The sequence below is a fragment of the Arthrobacter humicola genome (genome assembly GCF_039531445.1).
GTDB classification, from domain to species: domain Bacteria; phylum Actinomycetota; class Actinomycetes; order Actinomycetales; family Micrococcaceae; genus Arthrobacter; species Arthrobacter humicola.
The window spans coordinates 25,332-41,838 of record NZ_BAAAQB010000039.1 but is presented as its reverse complement, the minus strand read 5'-3'; the positions used below and the strand labels follow the sequence as shown (position 1 = coordinate 41,838).

Below are 16,507 nucleotides of genomic sequence, written 5' to 3'. Positions count from 1 at the left end.
TTGAGACCAGCGTGACTTAGAACAGCGCGACGCCGGTCAGTTCGGCGAGCCTGTCGGTGAGCCTGTCCTGGAAGCCGGGATCCGTGACCTCCGGTGCGGCCGTCCGCTGCCGGCGGTGGTGCCAGTACTTGCCCGAGACCAGCGCGCCGGGGTCGTTGCTTACGGCGAGCCAGCTTTGGGTGTCCTGGCCCAAGACAAGGTCGTCCGGCGCGCCGGGGCCGCCCATCCTGGTGGGCACCCAGCCGGGGTCCACGGAGTTGCTGAGCACTGCGGGCCAGTGCCGCGCGACAGAGGCCGAGAGCGCGGAAACGCAGAGCTTGCTCTCCGAGTAAGCGGTGCTGGCACTCCAGCGCCGCTCGGTCCAGTCGATGTCCCGGAGATTGCCGTTCGCCCCGAGGTGCATGCCGCTGCTGATGTAGACCAGGCGGCCGGGCCGCTCGATGAGCGCGGTGAGCACGTAGGGCGCGAGCACATTGACCGCCAACGTGAGGGAGTGCCCCTCCGGGGTCGCGACGCGCGTGGGCGAAACGTAGACGCCGGCATTGTGGATGACGGCGTCCATCCGCCCGTGCCCGTTGACCTGCCCGGCGAGGTCCCGGATTTCGGCGGCGCTGCTGAGGTCCCCGATCACGATGCCGGCCGCCTGTGGAGCGAGCTGAGCGAGGGAAGCCGCGCGCTCCCTGGAGCGGGCGTGGAGCAGGACCTCATGGCCTTCGTCCAACAACGTCCGGGCGCTGGCGAGTCCGAGCCCGTCGGTCGAACCGGTGATGAAAACGCGGGCCATGGGTGGTCCCTTCCGTCGTCTGGTGCTGGTGCCGGTGCCGGTGCTGGTGCCGGTGCTGGGGCCGGCGACCGGCATCACCAGATGCTGACGCGCTCCTGCGGCGGCATCCACATGCCGTCCTGCTCGGTGACGCCGAACGCTTCGTGGAAGGCATCCAGGTTCTTGGCGATCGCATTGGTGCGGAATTCGTTGGGGGAGTGCGGGTCCGTCGCCAGCCGGCGGACGGCTTCCTCCGTCCGGATGACCTGCCGCCACCCCGCGGCCCAGGACGCGAAGAACCGCTGGAATCCTGTCATCCCGTCGAGCACCGGCGGTTCCTGCCCGTCGAGGCTGATCAGGTAGGCCTTGTAGGCGATGGTGAGGCCGCCGAGGTCGCCGATGTTTTCGCCCAGGGTGAGCTTGCCGTTGACGTTATGGCCGGGCGCGGCCGTGGGGGAGAGGGCGTCGAATTGCGCCACCAGCTTGGAGGTCAGGGCCTCGAAGGCGGTGCGGTCGTCCTGGGTCCACCAGTTCCGGAGCAGGCCGCTGCCGTCATACTGCGAGCCCTGGTCGTCGAAGCCGTGGCCGATTTCGTGCCCGATCACCGCGCCGATGCCGCCGTAGTTGACGGCGTCGTCGGCGTCGGCGGTGAAGAAGGGAGGCTGCAGTATGGCGGCGGGAAACACGATCTCGTTGAGCAGCGGGTGGTAGTAGGCGTTGACCGTCTGCGGGGTCATGAGCCACTTCTCCCGGTCCACAGGTTTGCCGACCTCGTCAAGGTGACGGTCGACGTCGGCGCTGTGCGCGCGCTCCACGTTCCCCAGCAGATCGGCGGGATCGACCTCGACGGCGGAGTAGTCGATCCACTTGTCCGGGTAGCCGATCTTGGCGCGGAAGGAGTCCAGCTTCTTGAGCGCCTCGAGCTTGGTTTCCTCGCCCATCCACTCCAGCCCCGTGATGGACTCCCGGTACGCCTCGATCAGGTTGGCCACGAGGCCCTGCATACGTGCCTTATTGCCTTCCGGGAAGTGCCGGGCAACGTAGATCTGGCCTACGGCCTCGCCGAGGGCCGCCTCGACTACCGCGACGCCGCGCTTCCAGCGGTCCTTGATCCGCGGCGTCCCGCTCAAGGTCGTGCCGTAGAAGGCGAAGTTCGCGTCCACGAACGCGGAGGACAGGTATGGGGCAGCGGCGCTGACGACGCGCATGGCGAGCCATTCCTGCCACGTGGCCAGCGGTTCGCTGTCCAGCAAGGAGGCGGCGCCGGAGAAGAAGTCGGGAGTGCTCATCACGAGTTCGGTGCGCTTTTCCGGGGCGATGCCGGCCGCGTCGAACCAGTCGGCCAGGAGCGGGAAGAGTTCCGCTGCCTCGGCGGCGGACTTCAGGTTGTACGTCTTCTGCGGATTCCGCAGCGTCACGTTGTCCCAGTGGTGCGAGGCCAGTGCGGTTTCCAGCGCGACGACCCGCCCGCCCGCGCCATCGGGATCGGCAACGCCGGCCAGGGCAAGCATGGCCTCGACGTGCTCCTGGTAGGCCTGGACCATGGCCGCGAACTTCTCTTCGCGGTAGTACGACTCGTCCGGAAGGCCGAGGCCGCCCTGGCCGGTGTAGAGCAGGATCCGGTCCGGGTTGCCGGCGTCCGGCGCGGGGTAGATGTAGAAGAGGCCGCCCACGTCGGCGCGGAACAGCCGTCCGGCCAGCGCCACGAGTTCGGGAACCGACGTCGTGGCGAACACCTCCGCCAGCCGGGCCCGGAGCGGGTCCAGGCCCTTCGCCTCGGCCGCGGCCTCGTCCATGAAGCTGTTGTAGAGGTCCCCGATTTTCCGCTCGATGCCGGTGGCCTCTGCGCCGCGGGCGGCCGCCTGCTCGATGATCTCCTTCACGGCAAGCTCCGACGCGTCCCTCAGGGCCGTAAACGTGCCCTCCAGCGGCCGGTCGTCCGGAATGACCGTGCTCGTGAGCCAGCCGCCGTTCACGTACTGGTACAGGTCATCCTGCGGACGGACGCCGGCATCGATGGTGGACAGGTCGATCCCCGAAAGTGGCACGGATGCTCCTTTGAGAGGCAGGCCGGCACCGGAGCTTGTGTCGGTGCACGGTCTGCATGGTGGACGTTGCGGTGGTCTGGCTCCTTCATCTTACGCACCCGTGTTACTGTGAAAAGGTGCGCGCAGAACTGCTTCTCCTTAGCTGCCGCGGCGAGGCCTCAGACGCGATCTAGCGCAAGGCCAACCCTCGCTGCGGAGTTTGTGTTGCCCGGCCACCCTTTCACCAGGAATCACAGAAAAGGCCCCGATAGTAATGCGAAACGCACAGAAGCCCTCAGGAATGCCGGTCCACCGTTACATCCCGTTCCAGGACCAGATCACCGTTGAACTGCCGGACCGCACCTGGCCGGACAAGCTCATCACGAAGGCCCCGCGCTGGTGCGCCGTGGACCTGCGCGACGGCAACCAGGCCCTCATCGATCCCATGAGCCCGGCCCGCAAGCTGAAGATGTTCGACCTGCTGGTCCGGATGGGCTACAAGGAGATCGAGGTCGGCTTCCCCTCGGCGTCGCAGACGGACTTCGACTTCGTCCGGCAGCTGATCGAGGGCAACCACATCCCCGACGACGTCACGATCCAGGTGCTGACCCAGGCCCGTGAACACCTGATCGAGCGGACATACGAGTCCCTGGTCGGCGCGAAGCAGGCCATCGTCCACCTCTACAACTCCACGTCCGTCCTGCAGCGCCGCGTCGTGTTCAACCAGGACGAAGACGGCATCCTGGACATCGCCCTGCAGGGCGCCCGGCTGTGCAAGAAGTACGAGGAAACCCTCGTCGACACCCACATCACCTACGAATACTCGCCCGAATCCTTCACCGGAACCGAGCTGGACTACGCCGTGCGCGTCTGCAACGCGATCGCCGACGTCTTCGAGGCATCGGCGGACCGCCAGGTCATCATCAACCTGCCCGCCACGGTCGAGATGGCCACCCCGAATGTGTACGCCGACTCCATCGAGTGGATGAGCCGGAACCTGCACCCGCGGGAAGGCATCATCCTGTCCCTCCACCCGCACAACGACCGCGGCACCGGCGTCGCCGCCGCCGAGCTCGGCTACCTGGCCGGCGCAGACCGGATCGAAGGCTGCCTCTTCGGCAACGGCGAGCGGACCGGCAACGTGGACCTGGTGACCCTGGGGCTGAACATGTTCGTCCAGGGCATCGATCCCATGATCGACTTCTCCAACATCGACGAAATCCGCCGCACGGTGGAGTACTGCAACCAGCTGCCGGTCGCCGAGCGCGTGCCGTACGGCGGGGACCTCGTCTTCACGGCGTTCTCCGGCTCGCACCAGGACGCCATCAAGAAGGGCCTGGAAGCCCTCGAAAAGGACGCCGCCGCCGCCGGCAAGGACGTCGCCGACTACACCTGGCAGGTTCCGTACCTGCCGGTCGACCCGAAGGACCTCGGCCGCAGCTACGAGGCCGTCATCCGCGTCAACTCGCAGTCCGGCAAGGGTGGCGTCGCCTACCTGCTGAAAAACGAGCACAACCTGGACCTGCCTCGCCGCGCCCAGATCGAGTTCTCCGGCGTCATCCAGAAGCAGACCGACACCGTGGGCGGCGAGGTCAGCGGTGCCCAGCTCTGGCAGGTCTTCCAGGACGAATACCTGCCGTCCACGGCCGCCGACACCCAGTGGGGACGCTACGCGCTCGGGGCGATTGGCACCGAAACGGACGAGGCCGGGGCGATGACCCTGACCGCGTCGCTGAAGATCGACGGCGCCCAGGTCCGCCGCACCGGCACCGGCAACGGCCCCATCGCGGCCCTGCTGAGCATCCTGCGCGAGGACGGCGTCGACGTCCGCGTGCTGGACTACAGCGAGCACGCCCTGTCCGAGGGCGGCAGCGCCCTGGCCGCCGCGTATGTCGAATGCGCCGTGGGCGAGCGGGTTCTGTGGGGTGTCGGGATCGACGCGAACACCATTACGGCCTCGCTCAAGGCAGTCATCTCGGCCGTGAACCGGGCCATCCGGGACGCCCGCGCCTGATTCGGCCCTTGACGCAACTGAGGCACAGCGCACTGCGCCGCCGGAACCTTCCGGCGGCGCAGTCTTCTTTGCTCCAACAGGGCGTTGCCCGTGCCGTGTTTCCGCACAGAGAGTGCGAAGATTAACTGTGGTCCAACAATCCTTTGCAGCGCGCGCCTACCGTGATGACGCCGTCGTGCTGCGCACCCACAAGCTGGGCGAGGCGGACCGGATCATCACGTTGCTGACAAAGCACCACGGCCAGGTCCGTGCGGTGGCCAAGGGTGTCCGCCGCACCAGCAGCCGTTTCGGCGCCCGGCTGGAGCCGTTCATGGTGGCCGATCTCCAACTGATTTCCGGCCGCACCCTGGACGTCGTGACGCAGGCCGTGGCCAAGGGCGCCTACGGCGGCAACATCGCCGCCGACTACGGCCGCTACACGGTGGCCGCGGCCATGACCGAGACGGCGGAGAGGCTCACCGACGTCGACGGCGAGGCCGGCACCGCCCAATACAACCTGCTGGTCGGAGCGCTGGCGTCGCTGAGCAGGGGCGACCACGCCCCCGAGCTCATCCTCGACTCGTACCTGCTGCGCGCCCTCGCGACCGGCGGCTGGGCGCCCAGCTTCACCGACTGCGCCAGGTGCGGTGCACCCGGCCCGCACACCGCCTTTTCCGCACCGCTGGGCGGCATGGTCTGCCCCGAGTGCCGGCCGCCGGGTTCCCCGGCGCCGGCCGCGGAGACGGTGCTCCTGCTGGGTGCCCTGCTCACCGGGAACTGGACGACGGCGGATGCCTCGGCGTCCCTTCACCGGCGGGAAGCGGCCGGCCTGGTGGCAAGTTACCTCCAGTGGCACCTGGAGAGAGTCCTGAAATCCCTCAAACATGTGGAGCGAACGTAGAAGTGGCATTGGGAAGAAGCTTGGGAAGGAACCTGGAGAAGAGCCAGGCAAAGCAGGGGGCGGTCCGGCGCCGGACAGCCCCGGTGGTGGCCCCCTACCCGCACCCGTCCGGGGCTGTTCCGCCCGCCATCCCCGCGGAGTTCATTCCGCGGCACGTCGCGATCGTCATGGACGGCAACGGCCGCTGGGCCAACCAGCGCGGCCTGCCAAGGATCGAGGGCCACAAGGCGGGGGAGCCTGCCCTCCTGGACGTCATGGCCGGCGCGATCGAACTGGGGATCGAGCACGTCAGCGTGTACGCCTTCTCCACCGAGAACTGGCGCCGGTCCCCGGAGGAGGTGCGCTTCCTCATGGGATTCAACAAGGACGTGCTGCGCCGGCAGCGGAACCAGCTCGATGAGTGGGGGGTCCGCATCCGCTGGTCCGGGCGGCGCCCGAAACTGTGGGGCTCGGTGATCCGCGAACTCGAAGAGGCCGAGGACTACACCCGCGGCAACAGCACCTGCACCCTGAACATGTGTGTCAACTACGGCGGACGCGCCGAGATCGCCGATGCCGTCGCCGCGATCGCGGAGGAAGTGGCGCAGGGCCGGCTCAAACCGGGGGCCATCACCGAACGGACCATCCAGAAGTTCCTGGACGAGCCCGACCTGCCGGATGTTGACCTGTTCCTGCGCAGCTCCGGCGAGCAACGGCTCTCCAACTTCATGCTGTGGCAGTCCGCCTACGCCGAATTCGTGTTCCTGGACACCCTGTGGCCGGACGTGGACCGGCGGACGCTCTGGGACGCCGTCGAGATCTATGCCCAGCGCGACCGGCGGTACGGCGGAGCCGTCGACGCCGCTCCCGCCACAGGCAGCCAAGGCGCCTGAGCCTCAATCAAACACGTAGGCCCTCATCCAGCGGGACAGCCGGGAATAAGCGTCCGCGCGGACCCGCGGCGCCGAGAGGAAGACGTCGTGCAGCGCGCCGTCGATCCGCTCCAGCGTGACGGTGCGGCCCAGGCTCAGGGCGCGCAGGGCGATTGTGTTGACGTCCAGGACCGCGTCGGTGCGGCGCATGGACTCCTTCCAGAACATCCCGTTGGCGCTGGCCGCTGAGATGAGCACGAGGATGGGTACGTCGATGGTCAGTCCGCGTGCCACCTTGGACTGTCCGGAGAGCACGGCGCTGAGCCAGCCGGCACGGACCGGAAAGGCATGGGGCGGACGGTAGGCGTCGTCCAATGCCCATTCGCCCTCCGCCGCGCTGCTGATGCTGCGCCAGTAGAAGGCCCGCTCCGGCAGCCGGATCACCGACTCGGGCCAGAACCGGGCGAAGGGCTCCACCATGGTCCGCGCGGCGCGGCGCAACGCCGGGCTGCCATGGACTTCCAGCCACGGACTGTCCAGGACCAGCTGCGACGCCACTCCCGGATGCCGGTCCGCCCACAGCGCCGCGATCAGCCCGCCGGTGGAGTGGCCCATGAGCGCCAGCTGCGGCGCCGCGCCGGCCGGCCGGAGCGAGGCGATGATGCCGATCGCCGCCGTGATCTCGGCGTCGTAGTTGTCCAGGTCCGCGACGTAGCCGCCGTGGGTTCCTGGCCGGAGGCTGCGGCCGTGGTTGTGCATGTCCAGGGCGAAGAACTCAAAGCCCTTGCCGGTCCAGAACTCCGCAAGTTCCTCGTTGAAGAAGTAGTCACTCCACCCGTGCAGGAACAGGACCGCCCGCGCCGGCAGCGCTGTTCCTGTCCCGGCTGCGGCGGCGCCCTCCGGGCCGGCGGGGGTGTGACGGACCAGGGTGGCGGTGCGCAGTACGCCGTCGGGGCCGGCCGCCTCGAAGGCACACGCCTGGAAATCGTCCCCCAGGATGTCGGTCTGCCACTGCATCGACATTCCTCCCATGCTTCTGACTGTGCTGCTGACTAGACGGCCAGCGCCGCGGCGCGGCCCGCTGAGCGTCCGGAGAAGAGGCATCCGCCCAGGAAGGTCCCCTCGAGCGCGCGGTAGCCGTGGATTCCGCCTCCGCCGAACCCGGCGGCCTCACCGGCCGCGAACAGTCCCGGTACGGGCTGACCGGCTGCGTCCAGCACCCGCGACTGCAGATCCGTGTGGAGGCCGCCAAGGCTCTTGCGCGTCAGGACGGAGAGCCGGACGGCAAGCAGCGGCCCGTGCCGCGGATCCGTGAGCCGGTGCGGTGGCGCCACCCGCATGATCTTGTCCGTGGCGAAGCGGCGGGCGGCCCGGATGGCGGCCAGCTGCGGATCCTTGCCCAACCCGCTCGAAAACTGCCGGTCGCGGGCACGGACCAGGCGCTCCAGTTCCGTGGCATCAATGAGCCCGGCGCCGGTGAGGTCGTTCATCTTTCCGGCCAGCCCGGCGGGAGTCTTGGCCTGCAGGAAGTCGACCCCGCGGTCCAGGAAGCGCTGGAGCGGCGTGTCGCTGCCCGGCCGCAGCCGCGAGGCCAGCAGCCGGACGTCCTTGCCCGTGAGATCGGGGTTTTGCTCGGAGCCGGAAAGTGCGAACTCCTTCAGGGCAATCGTCCTGTTAAGGACGAACCACGAATGGGCATGTCCGGTGGTCAGAATGTGGCGCAGCGCCCCGAGGGAGTCGAAGCCGGGAAACAGGGGAGGGGGGAGCATCCGCCCCGCCGCATCCAGCCACAGGGCCGAAGGCCCGGGCAGGATCCGGATGCCGTGCCGCGGCCAGACCGGGGAATGGTTATGGATGCCCTCCGGGTAGTGCCACATCCGGTCGCCGTTAATGAGGTTCCCGCCGGCCTGGCTCACGGCCGGCAGAAAGTCTCCGTCCACCGAGGCGGGCACACCGCTCAGCATCGTTTCCGGCGCTCCGCCTCCCGGCCACTGTCTGCGGACCGACTCGTGGTTCCCGCCGATCCCGCCGGTCGTGACCACGACAGCTGCTGCCGCTGCCTTGAAGTCGCCGGCCCGGTGCCTGGAGGATTTTTCGCCCCGCCCCGCAGCGCTGGACTCGAGCAGCTCGCCGCGGACGCCGCTGATCCGGCCCGCAGTCTTGATGAGCCCGGTGGCGCGGTGCCGGAAATGGAAGCTCACGCGTCCGGCGTCAACGCCTTCACGGAGTTTTGCCAGGAAGGGCGCCAGCAGGGCGGGTCCCGTGCCCCAGACGACGTGGAAGCGCGGGACCGTGTTGCCGTGGCCGTCCGGGCCGTAGCCGCCGCGTTCGGCCCACTGCACCAGGGGAAACAGCCCGACGCCCAGCGCGGCGAGCCAGGCGCGCTTTTCCCCGGCCGCGAAGTTCACGTACGCCGCCGCCCACTCCTTCGCCAGCGCATCCTCGGGCCGGTCGAATCCTGCGGACGCGTGCCAGTCGGCGAGGGCCAGCTCTTCACTGTCCCGCACGCCGAGCCGGCGCTGTTCGGGGGAGTTGACCAGGAAGAGGCCGCCAAAGGACCAGTGTGCCTGGCCGCCGACGGATGCCTCCGGCTCCTGATCCAGCAGCGCCACCCGCCGGCCGGCAGCATACGCCTGCGCCGCGGCCACGAGCCCGGCCAGGCCCGCGCCGACCACCACGACATCGGCCTCGATCCCGCGCCCCGGCACCCCACGGCTGCCCGTCCCGACACCATCAATGCTGGTCATGGCTTCATGCTAACGCGCCCCGGGGTTCTTGGGCGCCGCATCCACGGCACGCAGCACCGCAGTTGCAACGGCCGTCATACCGGCAGTCATAACGGTTGCCCGTAGCGCGCTGGTTTGGTCTGGACGGCCCGAACCGGAAAACTAGAGGCATGCGCGTATATCCCACATTCTTCCGGCTGGCCTTCTCATGGATGGACGCCGAACGCGCCCATAAGATCGGGTTCAAGGCCATCCGGCTGGCCCACAGCTGCGGCGCCGGCCGGGTGCTGCAGAAGTTCACCGCCCCGGCGGCGTCCCTGCAGACCGAGGCGTTTGGCCTGACCTTCCCGTCGCCGTTCGGCCTCGCGGCCGGCTTCGACAAGGAGGGCCACGGCATCGAGGCGCTCACCGAGCTCGGCTTCGGCCACGTGGAAGTCGGCACCATCACCGGCCAGGCCCAGCCCGGCAACCCGGCACCCCGGCTCTTCCGCCTCGTGGAGGACCGGGCCGTCATCAACCGGATGGGGTTCAACAACGACGGCGCCGCGGCGGTGGCTCCGCGTCTGAAGTCCGCCCGGGCCGCCCTGCAGCGGCATTACCCCGGCGTGCGGCCCGTAATCGGGGTCAACATCGGCAAGAGCAAGGTGGTGGGACTCGAGGATGCAGTCTCCGACTATCTGATCAGCGCACGCAGCCTCGCCCCGGCCGCCGACTACCTGGTGGTCAATGTCAGCTCGCCCAACACGCCCGGCCTGCGGCTGCTGCAGGACGTCGAGACCCTGCGCCCGTTGTTGACCGCCGTCGGCGAGGAAGCGGACAAAGCGGCGGGCCGCCACGTTCCGCTCCTGGTCAAGATCGCACCCGACCTCAGCGACGAGGACATCGACGACGTCGCGCGCCTGGCGCTGGACCTGAAGCTGGACGGCATCATCGCGACCAACACCACCATCGCCCGCACCGGACTCTCGGCCAGCCCGGAGAAGGTCGAGGCCTGCGGGGCCGGGGGACTCTCCGGGGCGCCCCTGAAGAAGCGGGCGCTGGAGGTCCTGGCCCGGCTTAAGTCCGTTACGGGCGGCGCATTGACCCTCGTCTCCGTGGGCGGCGTCGAAACCGCCCAGGATGTGCAGGCGCGGCTGGACGCCGGCGCCACCCTCGTCCAGGGCTACACGGCGTTTCTGTACGAAGGCCCGTTCTGGGCCGCCCGCATCAACCGGCTGCTGGCCACGCACCCAAGCCGGCGCTAAGCCGCCGCGGGCCGGCCCACCTGCCCCGCGCGACGAAGCCCCCGGCAGTATTGAACTGCCGGGGGCTTCGTGGTTGGAAATCCTAGGGACAAATGATCAGGCGGGGAACTCTCCGCGGCTGACCTGGGGCTTGGGCAGGCGCAGCCGGCGGAACTGCAGGGAGCGCATCGAGCCGTACCAGACGGTGCCGCGTTCCACCTCGCCGAACTTCTCGCTGAGCCGCTTCTTGAGCTTGCGGGAGAGGATGAAGACATCCACGAAGACGGCCAGGAACATAACCCAGAAGGCGCCCAGGACGTAGATCATCTGCTGGCTGGAAGCCGGCACCAGCAGCGAGATGACGACGAACAGGAGTGCCCCGAACATGAGGTACTCGCCCAGGCTGAAGCGGGCATCGACGTAGTCACGGGTGAAACGCTTCTGCGGACCTTTGTCGCGCACCGGCAGGAACTTCTCGTCACCGCTGTCCATGGCCTGCCGCATCTTGAGCCGCTGTTCCGTGACGGCGGCGCGCTCGGCCGCCTTGGAAGCCTTGCGGTCTTCCGGCACGAGCGGCCGCTTGCGGGCGGCCTCCTGGGCGCTCCGCTTGGGCGTGGGCGCGCCCTTGCCGGTCACGGTGCCCCGGGCTGCCGCCTCGGCCGCCTGCTGGTCAACTACGTTCTGCGCCGCGGGCGCTTCCTTTTTTCGTCCAAACACCCCTAAAGAATACCCCGCAGATCCCGGCGCGAGACCCAGCACACACGCGGTCAGCCACGCCCTCACGCTGTTTGCCGTGATCCAGCACACGGTAGTGTTTTCGCCATGACTTCATCAACTGCGGGGAACCCGCAAACCACCATGGACCACGCCGGCACCATCGATGCCGAGGCCCTCCGCCAGGCCGTGACGGAATCGTTCGATGAAACGATCAGCCGGCTGAAGGACCTTGTCGCCATTCCGGGCATCGCCTGGCCCAGCTTTGACCCGGCCCCGCTGAACCGCAGCGCAGACGCCGTCGCCGGCCTCGTGCGCGCCAGCGGCTTCGAAGACGTCCGTATCCTCCGCTGCGACAAGGAAGACGGAACGCCAGGCGGGCCCGCCGTCGTCGCCCGCCGCCCGGCCGCCGCCGGCAAGCCCACCGTTCTGCTCTACGCCCACCACGACGTCCAGCCCACCGGCGACCTCGCGCTGTGGGAAACCGACCCCTTTACCGCCGTCGAACGCGACGGGCGGCTCTTCGGCCGCGGCGCCGCGGATGACAAAGCGGGCATCCTCGCCCATGTCGCCGCCTACTCCGCCGTGACGCGCGTGCTCGGTGACGAGCTTGGCCTCGGCGTGACATTCTTCTTCGAAGGGGAAGAAGAGGCCGGTTCACCGACGTTCCGGACATTCCTCGAGACCCACCGCGAACTGCTGCGCGCTGACGTGATCGTCGTGGCCGACTCCAGCAACTGGAAGGTCGGCATCCCGGCCCTGACCACGAGCCTGCGCGGCCTGGTGGACGGCACCATCGAAGTCAAGGTGCTCGACCACGCGGTGCATTCGGGCATGTTCGGCGGTCCGGTGCTTGACGCGCCGACCCTGCTGTCCCGTCTGATCGCGACCCTTCACGACGCCGATGGCAGCGTCGCGATCGAGGGCCTCGTGAGCCGTGACGACGTCACCGTGGACCTGACCGAAGAGGAATACCGGGCGGACGCTTCCGTGCTCGACGGCGTCAAGCTCGCCGGGACCGGGAGCATTGCCTCACGCATGTGGACCAAGCCGGCCCTGTCGATCATCGGTTTTGACGCTCCGGCCGTCGACGTCGCCTCCAACACCCTGCTGCCCCGCGCCCGGGCCAAGTTCAGCCTGCGGCTGGCTCCCGGGCAGGATCCGGCAGCCGCCATGGAAGCCGTCCGCAAGCACGTCGAAGCCAATGCGCCGTTCGGCGCGCAGGTGGTGTTCACGCCGGGGGAGAGCGGCAACTCCTTCTTGACGGACACGGCCTCCAAGGCCGCGGGCGTGGCCATGTGGGCCCTCGGCGAAGCCTGGGGCGTACCGGCGGTGGAAATGGGGATCGGCGGGTCCATCCCGTTCATCGCGGACTTGACCGAGCTGTACCCGGACGTGCAGATCCTGGTGACCGGCGTCGAGGATCCGGATTCCCGCGCGCACAGCGCCAATGAATCCCTCCACCTGGGCGACTTCCGGAACGCGATCATCGCCGAGGCGCTGCTGCTGGCGCGCCTCAACGAGGAAGGGGCGCTCTAACCTCCGTTCCCGGGGAACATCCAGCGTGCTGGGACGGTTACGTCAGGAGTTAGAGCTACAGGGCTGATCGACGTAGCATGTAGCTATAGCCCATACCGTTTAAGTAGGGGCGGGCACCGCGCAAGCGGGGCCGCCACCACCGTTGCAAGAAGGTAGGCCATGAGCACTACAACCAATGAAAACAGCGCCGACGCCACGGCCCCCGAGGCCGGCGAGCTGGCCACGCACGAAGTCATGCTGACTGACGTCGCGGCCGGCAAGGTCCGCAGCCTCCTCGAGCAGGAAGGCCGCACTGATCTGCGCCTGCGCGTTGCCGTGCAGCCCGGCGGTTGCTCCGGCCTGATCTACCAGCTCTACTTCGACGAGCGCCTGCTCGACGGAGACGCTGTGCGCGACTACGACGGCGTGGAAGTCGTCGTCGACAAGATGAGCGTTCCCTATCTCAGCGGTGCCAGCATCGACTTCGAGGACACCATCTCGAAGCAGGGCTTCACGATCGACAATCCGAATGCCGGCGGCTCCTGCGCCTGCGGGGATTCTTTCCACTAATTCCTTCCACTAAGGCCGGGCATATTGCCCGGCCTTAGTGCCGCCCGGGCCTCAACGAGCGGGACCCGGAAAAAGGTCCCGACGCACGGCGCGGACATGTGGGCGAAAACTCCCGGGGAGCGGTAAGCTCTACACCGAGTAGTAAAACTTTTCGTTTGCCCTGCCCGTAATTCGCGGGGCAACAGCAACAAGTAGGAAGGGCCGTCTGTGAGTTCGCAGAACCGAACCGGCAGCCGACGCAAACAGATCACTACGATCACTGGCTTGGCACTAGCCGGCGCGTTGGCTTTGACTGGATGTTCACCAGAGGTACAGAGGGGCTGGTTGCCCACCGAACGTGGCACCACCAGTAATACTGACCGCATCATGGACCTCTGGGTCAACTCATGGATTGCCGCGCTGGTCGTCGGCATCATCACTTGGGGCCTGATGATCTGGTGCATCGTTGCTTACCGCCGCCGCAAGGGCACGGTGGGCTTCCCCCGTCAGAACAGCTTCAACCTTCCCCTGGAAGTGTTCTACCTGACGATCCCGCTCTTCATGGTCCTGGTGTTCTTCTACTTCACCGACCGCGACCAGCAGCAGATCGATGACCGCTCCAAGCCGGCCGACGTCGTCGTCGACGTCCGCGGCAAGCAGTGGGCATGGGACTTCAACTACAAGAAGGGCGACGTCATCACCGACGACGTCCACGAAGCCGGCGTCCAGGCCCACCTGACCGGTAACGACGTGGACAAGGAAAAGCTGCCCACCCTTTACCTGCCGGTCAACAAGTCGGTTGACCTCGAACTGAATTCCCGCGATGTCATCCACTCCTTCTGGGTGCCTGCCTTCCTGCAGAAGCGCGACATGATCCCCGGCAAGACCAACTACATCCGGTTCACTCCCACCAAGGAGGGAACCTACGACGGCAAGTGTGCCGAACTTTGTGGCGAGTACCACTCCGAAATGCTGTTCCGCGTGAAGGTTGTCTCCGACTCGGAGTTCCAGGCGCACATGAACCAGTTGCGCCAGGACGGGAACACCGGCCTGCTCGGTGACGAGTACGACCGCAACCCGGTCCCGACCGAAACCAAGTAAGGGGAGCGACGTGGCAACTTACACTCAATCCGCCGGGATCCTCGAGGCTCCCGTAGTACCCAAATCCAAGGGACGCATCGTCGTCAACTGGATCACCTCGACCGACCACAAGACGATCGGGTACATGTACCTGATCGCGTCGTTCATCTTCTTCTGCTTCGGCGGCATCATGGCGCTGCTGATCCGTGCCGAGCTCTTCGAGCCGGGCATGCAGATCCTGCAGACCAAAGAGCAGTACAACCAGCTCTTCACCATGCACGGCACAGTGATGCTCCTGATGTTCGCGACGCCGCTCTTCGCCGGCTTCACCAACGTCATCATGCCCTTGCAGATCGGTGCACCCGACGTCGCGTTCCCGCGACTGAACGCACTGGCCTTCTGGTTCTTCCTCTTCGGTTCCACCATTGCGGTGTCCGGATTCATCACCCCGCAGGGCGCCGCGTCCTTCGGCTGGTTCGCCTACGCGCCGCTGTCTGACACGACGTTCAGCCCCGGCGTGGGCGGTGACCTCTGGGTCTTCGGCCTGGCGCTCTCCGGCTTCGGCACCATCCTCGGCGCCGTCAACTTCATCACCACGATCATCTGCATGCGTGCCCCCGGCATGACCATGTGGCGCATGCCGATCTTCACCTGGAACGCACTCGTGACGTCCATCCTGGTCCTGATGGCCTTCCCGCCGCTGGCCGCCGCACTGTTTGCGCTCGGTGCCGACCGCCGCTTTGGCGCTCACATCTTCGACCCCGCGAACGGCGGTGCCGTCCTCTGGCAGCACCTGTTCTGGTTCTTCGGCCACCCTGAGGTGTACATCATCGCCCTGCCGTTCTTCGGCATCGTCTCGGAGATCTTCCCGGTCTTCAGCCGCAAGCCGATCTTCGGCTACAAGGGCCTGGTCTACGCGACCATCTCCATCGCCGCACTGTCCGTGACCGTGTGGGCACACCACATGTACGTCACCGGCTCGGTCCTGCTGCCGTTCTTCTCCTTCATGACGATGCTGATCGCCGTTCCGACCGGTGTGAAGTTCTTCAACTGGATCGGCACCATGTGGCGGGGTTCCATCACCTTTGAAACCCCCATGCTGTGGAGCATCGGCTTCCTGGCGACCTTCCTCTTCGGTGGCCTGACCGGCATCATCCTGGCCTCGCCGCCGCTGGACTTCCACGTCTCGGACTCCTACTTCGTCGTGGCGCACTTCCACTACGTGGTCTTCGGTACGGTCGTGTTCGCCATGTTCGCGGGCTTCTACTTCTGGTGGCCCAAGTGGACCGGCAAGATGCTCAACGAGCGTCTCGGCAAGATCCACTTCTGGATGCTGTTCCTGGGCTTCCACGGCACCTTCCTGATCCAGCACTGGCTGGGTGTCGAGGGTATGCCGCGCCGCTACGCCGACTACCTGCCGCAGGACAACTTCACGTGGATGAACCAGTTCTCCACCATCTCCTCGTTCGTCCTGGGCGCCTCGCTGATCCCGTTCTTCTGGAACATCTACATCACCTGGCGCAGCAACGACCGCGTGGAAGTTGATGACCCGTGGGGCTTCGGTGCCTCGCTCGAGTGGGCCACGTCCTGCCCGCCGCCGCGCCACAACTTCACGTCCCTGCCCCGCATCCGCTCCGAACGTCCCGCGCTGGACCTGCACCACCCGGAGCTCTCCCAGAACTACACCGTCGATTCTCCTGCTCCGGCAGCAGCAGCGCTCGGTAACGCCGACCAGAAGGACTCCGGCAAGTGAAAATCGAATCAAGGATCTTTGGCCTCGGCGTCTTCTTCTTTGTCCCGGTGGCGTTCATTTACGGGTACCTGACGAACTGGACCGAATGGGTGGGAGCACTTGCCATCCTGCTTGTCGGTGGCCTTGCCGGCATGATCGGTGCTTACCTCGGCTTCACCGGCCGGCGCGTGGGTATGCGACCCGAGGACCGCAACGACGCCGAAATCCACGAAGGTGCCGGCGAACAGGGCCACTTCAGCCCCTGGAGCTGGTGGCCGCTGGTTCTCGGCATCGCCTGCGCTACCGGATTCCTCGGCATGGCCGTCGGATTCTGGATTGTCTTCATCGCGGGCGGCCTCGCGGTCGTCGCGCTGGTCGGCTGGGTCTACGAGTACAGCCGCGGTGACCACGCTCACTAGCGTCCACACGG

Annotated in this window: 14 protein-coding genes; 9 read left to right on the top strand and 5 right to left on the bottom strand. The window is 67.2% G+C overall.

Features of this window, described 5'->3' with window-relative positions:
• Nucleotides 1-16 precede the first annotated feature (16 nt).
• A complete protein-coding gene (locus ABD243_RS16110) occupies nt 17-784 on the bottom strand; it encodes an SDR family NAD(P)-dependent oxidoreductase (RefSeq protein ID WP_344367429.1) in 768 nt (255 codons plus the stop codon).
• A 74-nt stretch (nt 785-858) separates the two neighbouring features.
• Nucleotides 859-2,811 (bottom strand): M13 family metallopeptidase, encoded by a 1,953-nt coding sequence (locus tag ABD243_RS16105; protein WP_344367428.1) that lies wholly within the window; start codon nt 2,809-2,811, stop codon nt 859-861.
• A 253-nt stretch (nt 2,812-3,064) separates the two neighbouring features.
• On the opposite strand from ABD243_RS16105, the gene leuA reads away from it, so the two are divergent.
• The 3 genes from leuA to ABD243_RS16090 all read left to right on the top strand — a co-directional run bounded on the left by leuA (nt 3,065) and on the right by ABD243_RS16090 (nt 6,556).
• Nucleotides 3,065-4,804 (top strand): 2-isopropylmalate synthase, encoded by a 1,740-nt coding sequence (leuA, locus tag ABD243_RS16100; protein ID WP_344367427.1) that lies wholly within the window; start codon nt 3,065-3,067, stop codon nt 4,802-4,804.
• Between the two features lie 127 nt (nt 4,805-4,931).
• On the top strand, nt 4,932-5,684 hold the full coding sequence (gene recO, locus ABD243_RS16095; RefSeq protein ID WP_344367426.1) for a DNA repair protein RecO: 753 nt from the start codon (nt 4,932-4,934) through the stop codon (nt 5,682-5,684).
• A gap of 20 nt (nt 5,685-5,704) precedes the next feature.
• A complete protein-coding gene (locus ABD243_RS16090; protein WP_344367425.1) occupies nt 5,705-6,556 on the top strand; it encodes an isoprenyl transferase in 852 nt (283 codons plus the stop codon).
• A 3-nt stretch (nt 6,557-6,559) separates the two neighbouring features.
• Here the strand turns inward: ABD243_RS16090 and ABD243_RS16085 are convergent, their stop codons facing one another.
• Nucleotides 6,560-7,552, bottom strand: coding sequence for an alpha/beta hydrolase (locus ABD243_RS16085; protein ID WP_344367424.1), 993 nt, complete (start codon nt 7,550-7,552; stop codon nt 6,560-6,562).
• Between the two features lie 35 nt (nt 7,553-7,587).
• A complete protein-coding gene (locus tag ABD243_RS16080) occupies nt 7,588-9,282 on the bottom strand; it encodes an FAD-binding dehydrogenase (protein WP_344367423.1) in 1,695 nt (564 codons plus the stop codon).
• Between the two features lie 149 nt (nt 9,283-9,431).
• Between ABD243_RS16080 and ABD243_RS16075 the strand changes: the two genes are divergently transcribed.
• Nucleotides 9,432-10,505 (top strand): quinone-dependent dihydroorotate dehydrogenase, encoded by a 1,074-nt coding sequence (locus ABD243_RS16075; RefSeq protein ID WP_116767701.1) that lies wholly within the window; start codon nt 9,432-9,434, stop codon nt 10,503-10,505.
• Between the two features lie 96 nt (nt 10,506-10,601).
• On the opposite strand, the gene ABD243_RS16070 is transcribed toward ABD243_RS16075, so the two are convergent.
• Nucleotides 10,602-11,201, bottom strand: a complete 600-nt coding sequence (locus tag ABD243_RS16070; RefSeq protein WP_116767703.1) for a DUF3043 domain-containing protein — start codon at nt 11,199-11,201, stop codon at nt 10,602-10,604.
• A 105-nt stretch (nt 11,202-11,306) separates the two neighbouring features.
• Between ABD243_RS16070 and ABD243_RS16065 the strand changes: the two genes are divergently transcribed.
• The 5 genes from ABD243_RS16065 (at nt 11,307) to ABD243_RS16045 (ending at nt 16,496) form a co-directional block, all read left to right on the top strand.
• Complete coding sequence (locus ABD243_RS16065; RefSeq protein WP_202615893.1) at nt 11,307-12,737, top strand: dipeptidase; 1,431 nt, start codon at nt 11,307-11,309, stop codon at nt 12,735-12,737.
• A 159-nt stretch (nt 12,738-12,896) separates the two neighbouring features.
• A complete protein-coding gene (locus tag ABD243_RS16060; RefSeq protein ID WP_091251656.1) occupies nt 12,897-13,286 on the top strand; it encodes a HesB/IscA family protein in 390 nt (129 codons plus the stop codon).
• Between the two features lie 207 nt (nt 13,287-13,493).
• Entirely contained in the window at nt 13,494-14,366 is an 873-nt protein-coding gene (ctaC, locus tag ABD243_RS16055) for an aa3-type cytochrome oxidase subunit II (RefSeq protein WP_116767707.1), read from the top strand.
• 10 nt (nt 14,367-14,376) lie between these two features.
• Entirely contained in the window at nt 14,377-16,098 is a 1,722-nt protein-coding gene (ctaD, locus tag ABD243_RS16050; RefSeq protein WP_116767708.1) for an aa3-type cytochrome oxidase subunit I, read from the top strand.
• Nucleotides 16,095-16,496, top strand: coding sequence for a cytochrome c oxidase subunit 4 (locus tag ABD243_RS16045; protein ID WP_116767710.1), 402 nt, complete (start codon nt 16,095-16,097; stop codon nt 16,494-16,496). Before ctaD ends, ABD243_RS16045 begins: the two co-directional genes overlap by 4 nt.
• Nucleotides 16,497-16,507 lie beyond the last annotated feature (11 nt).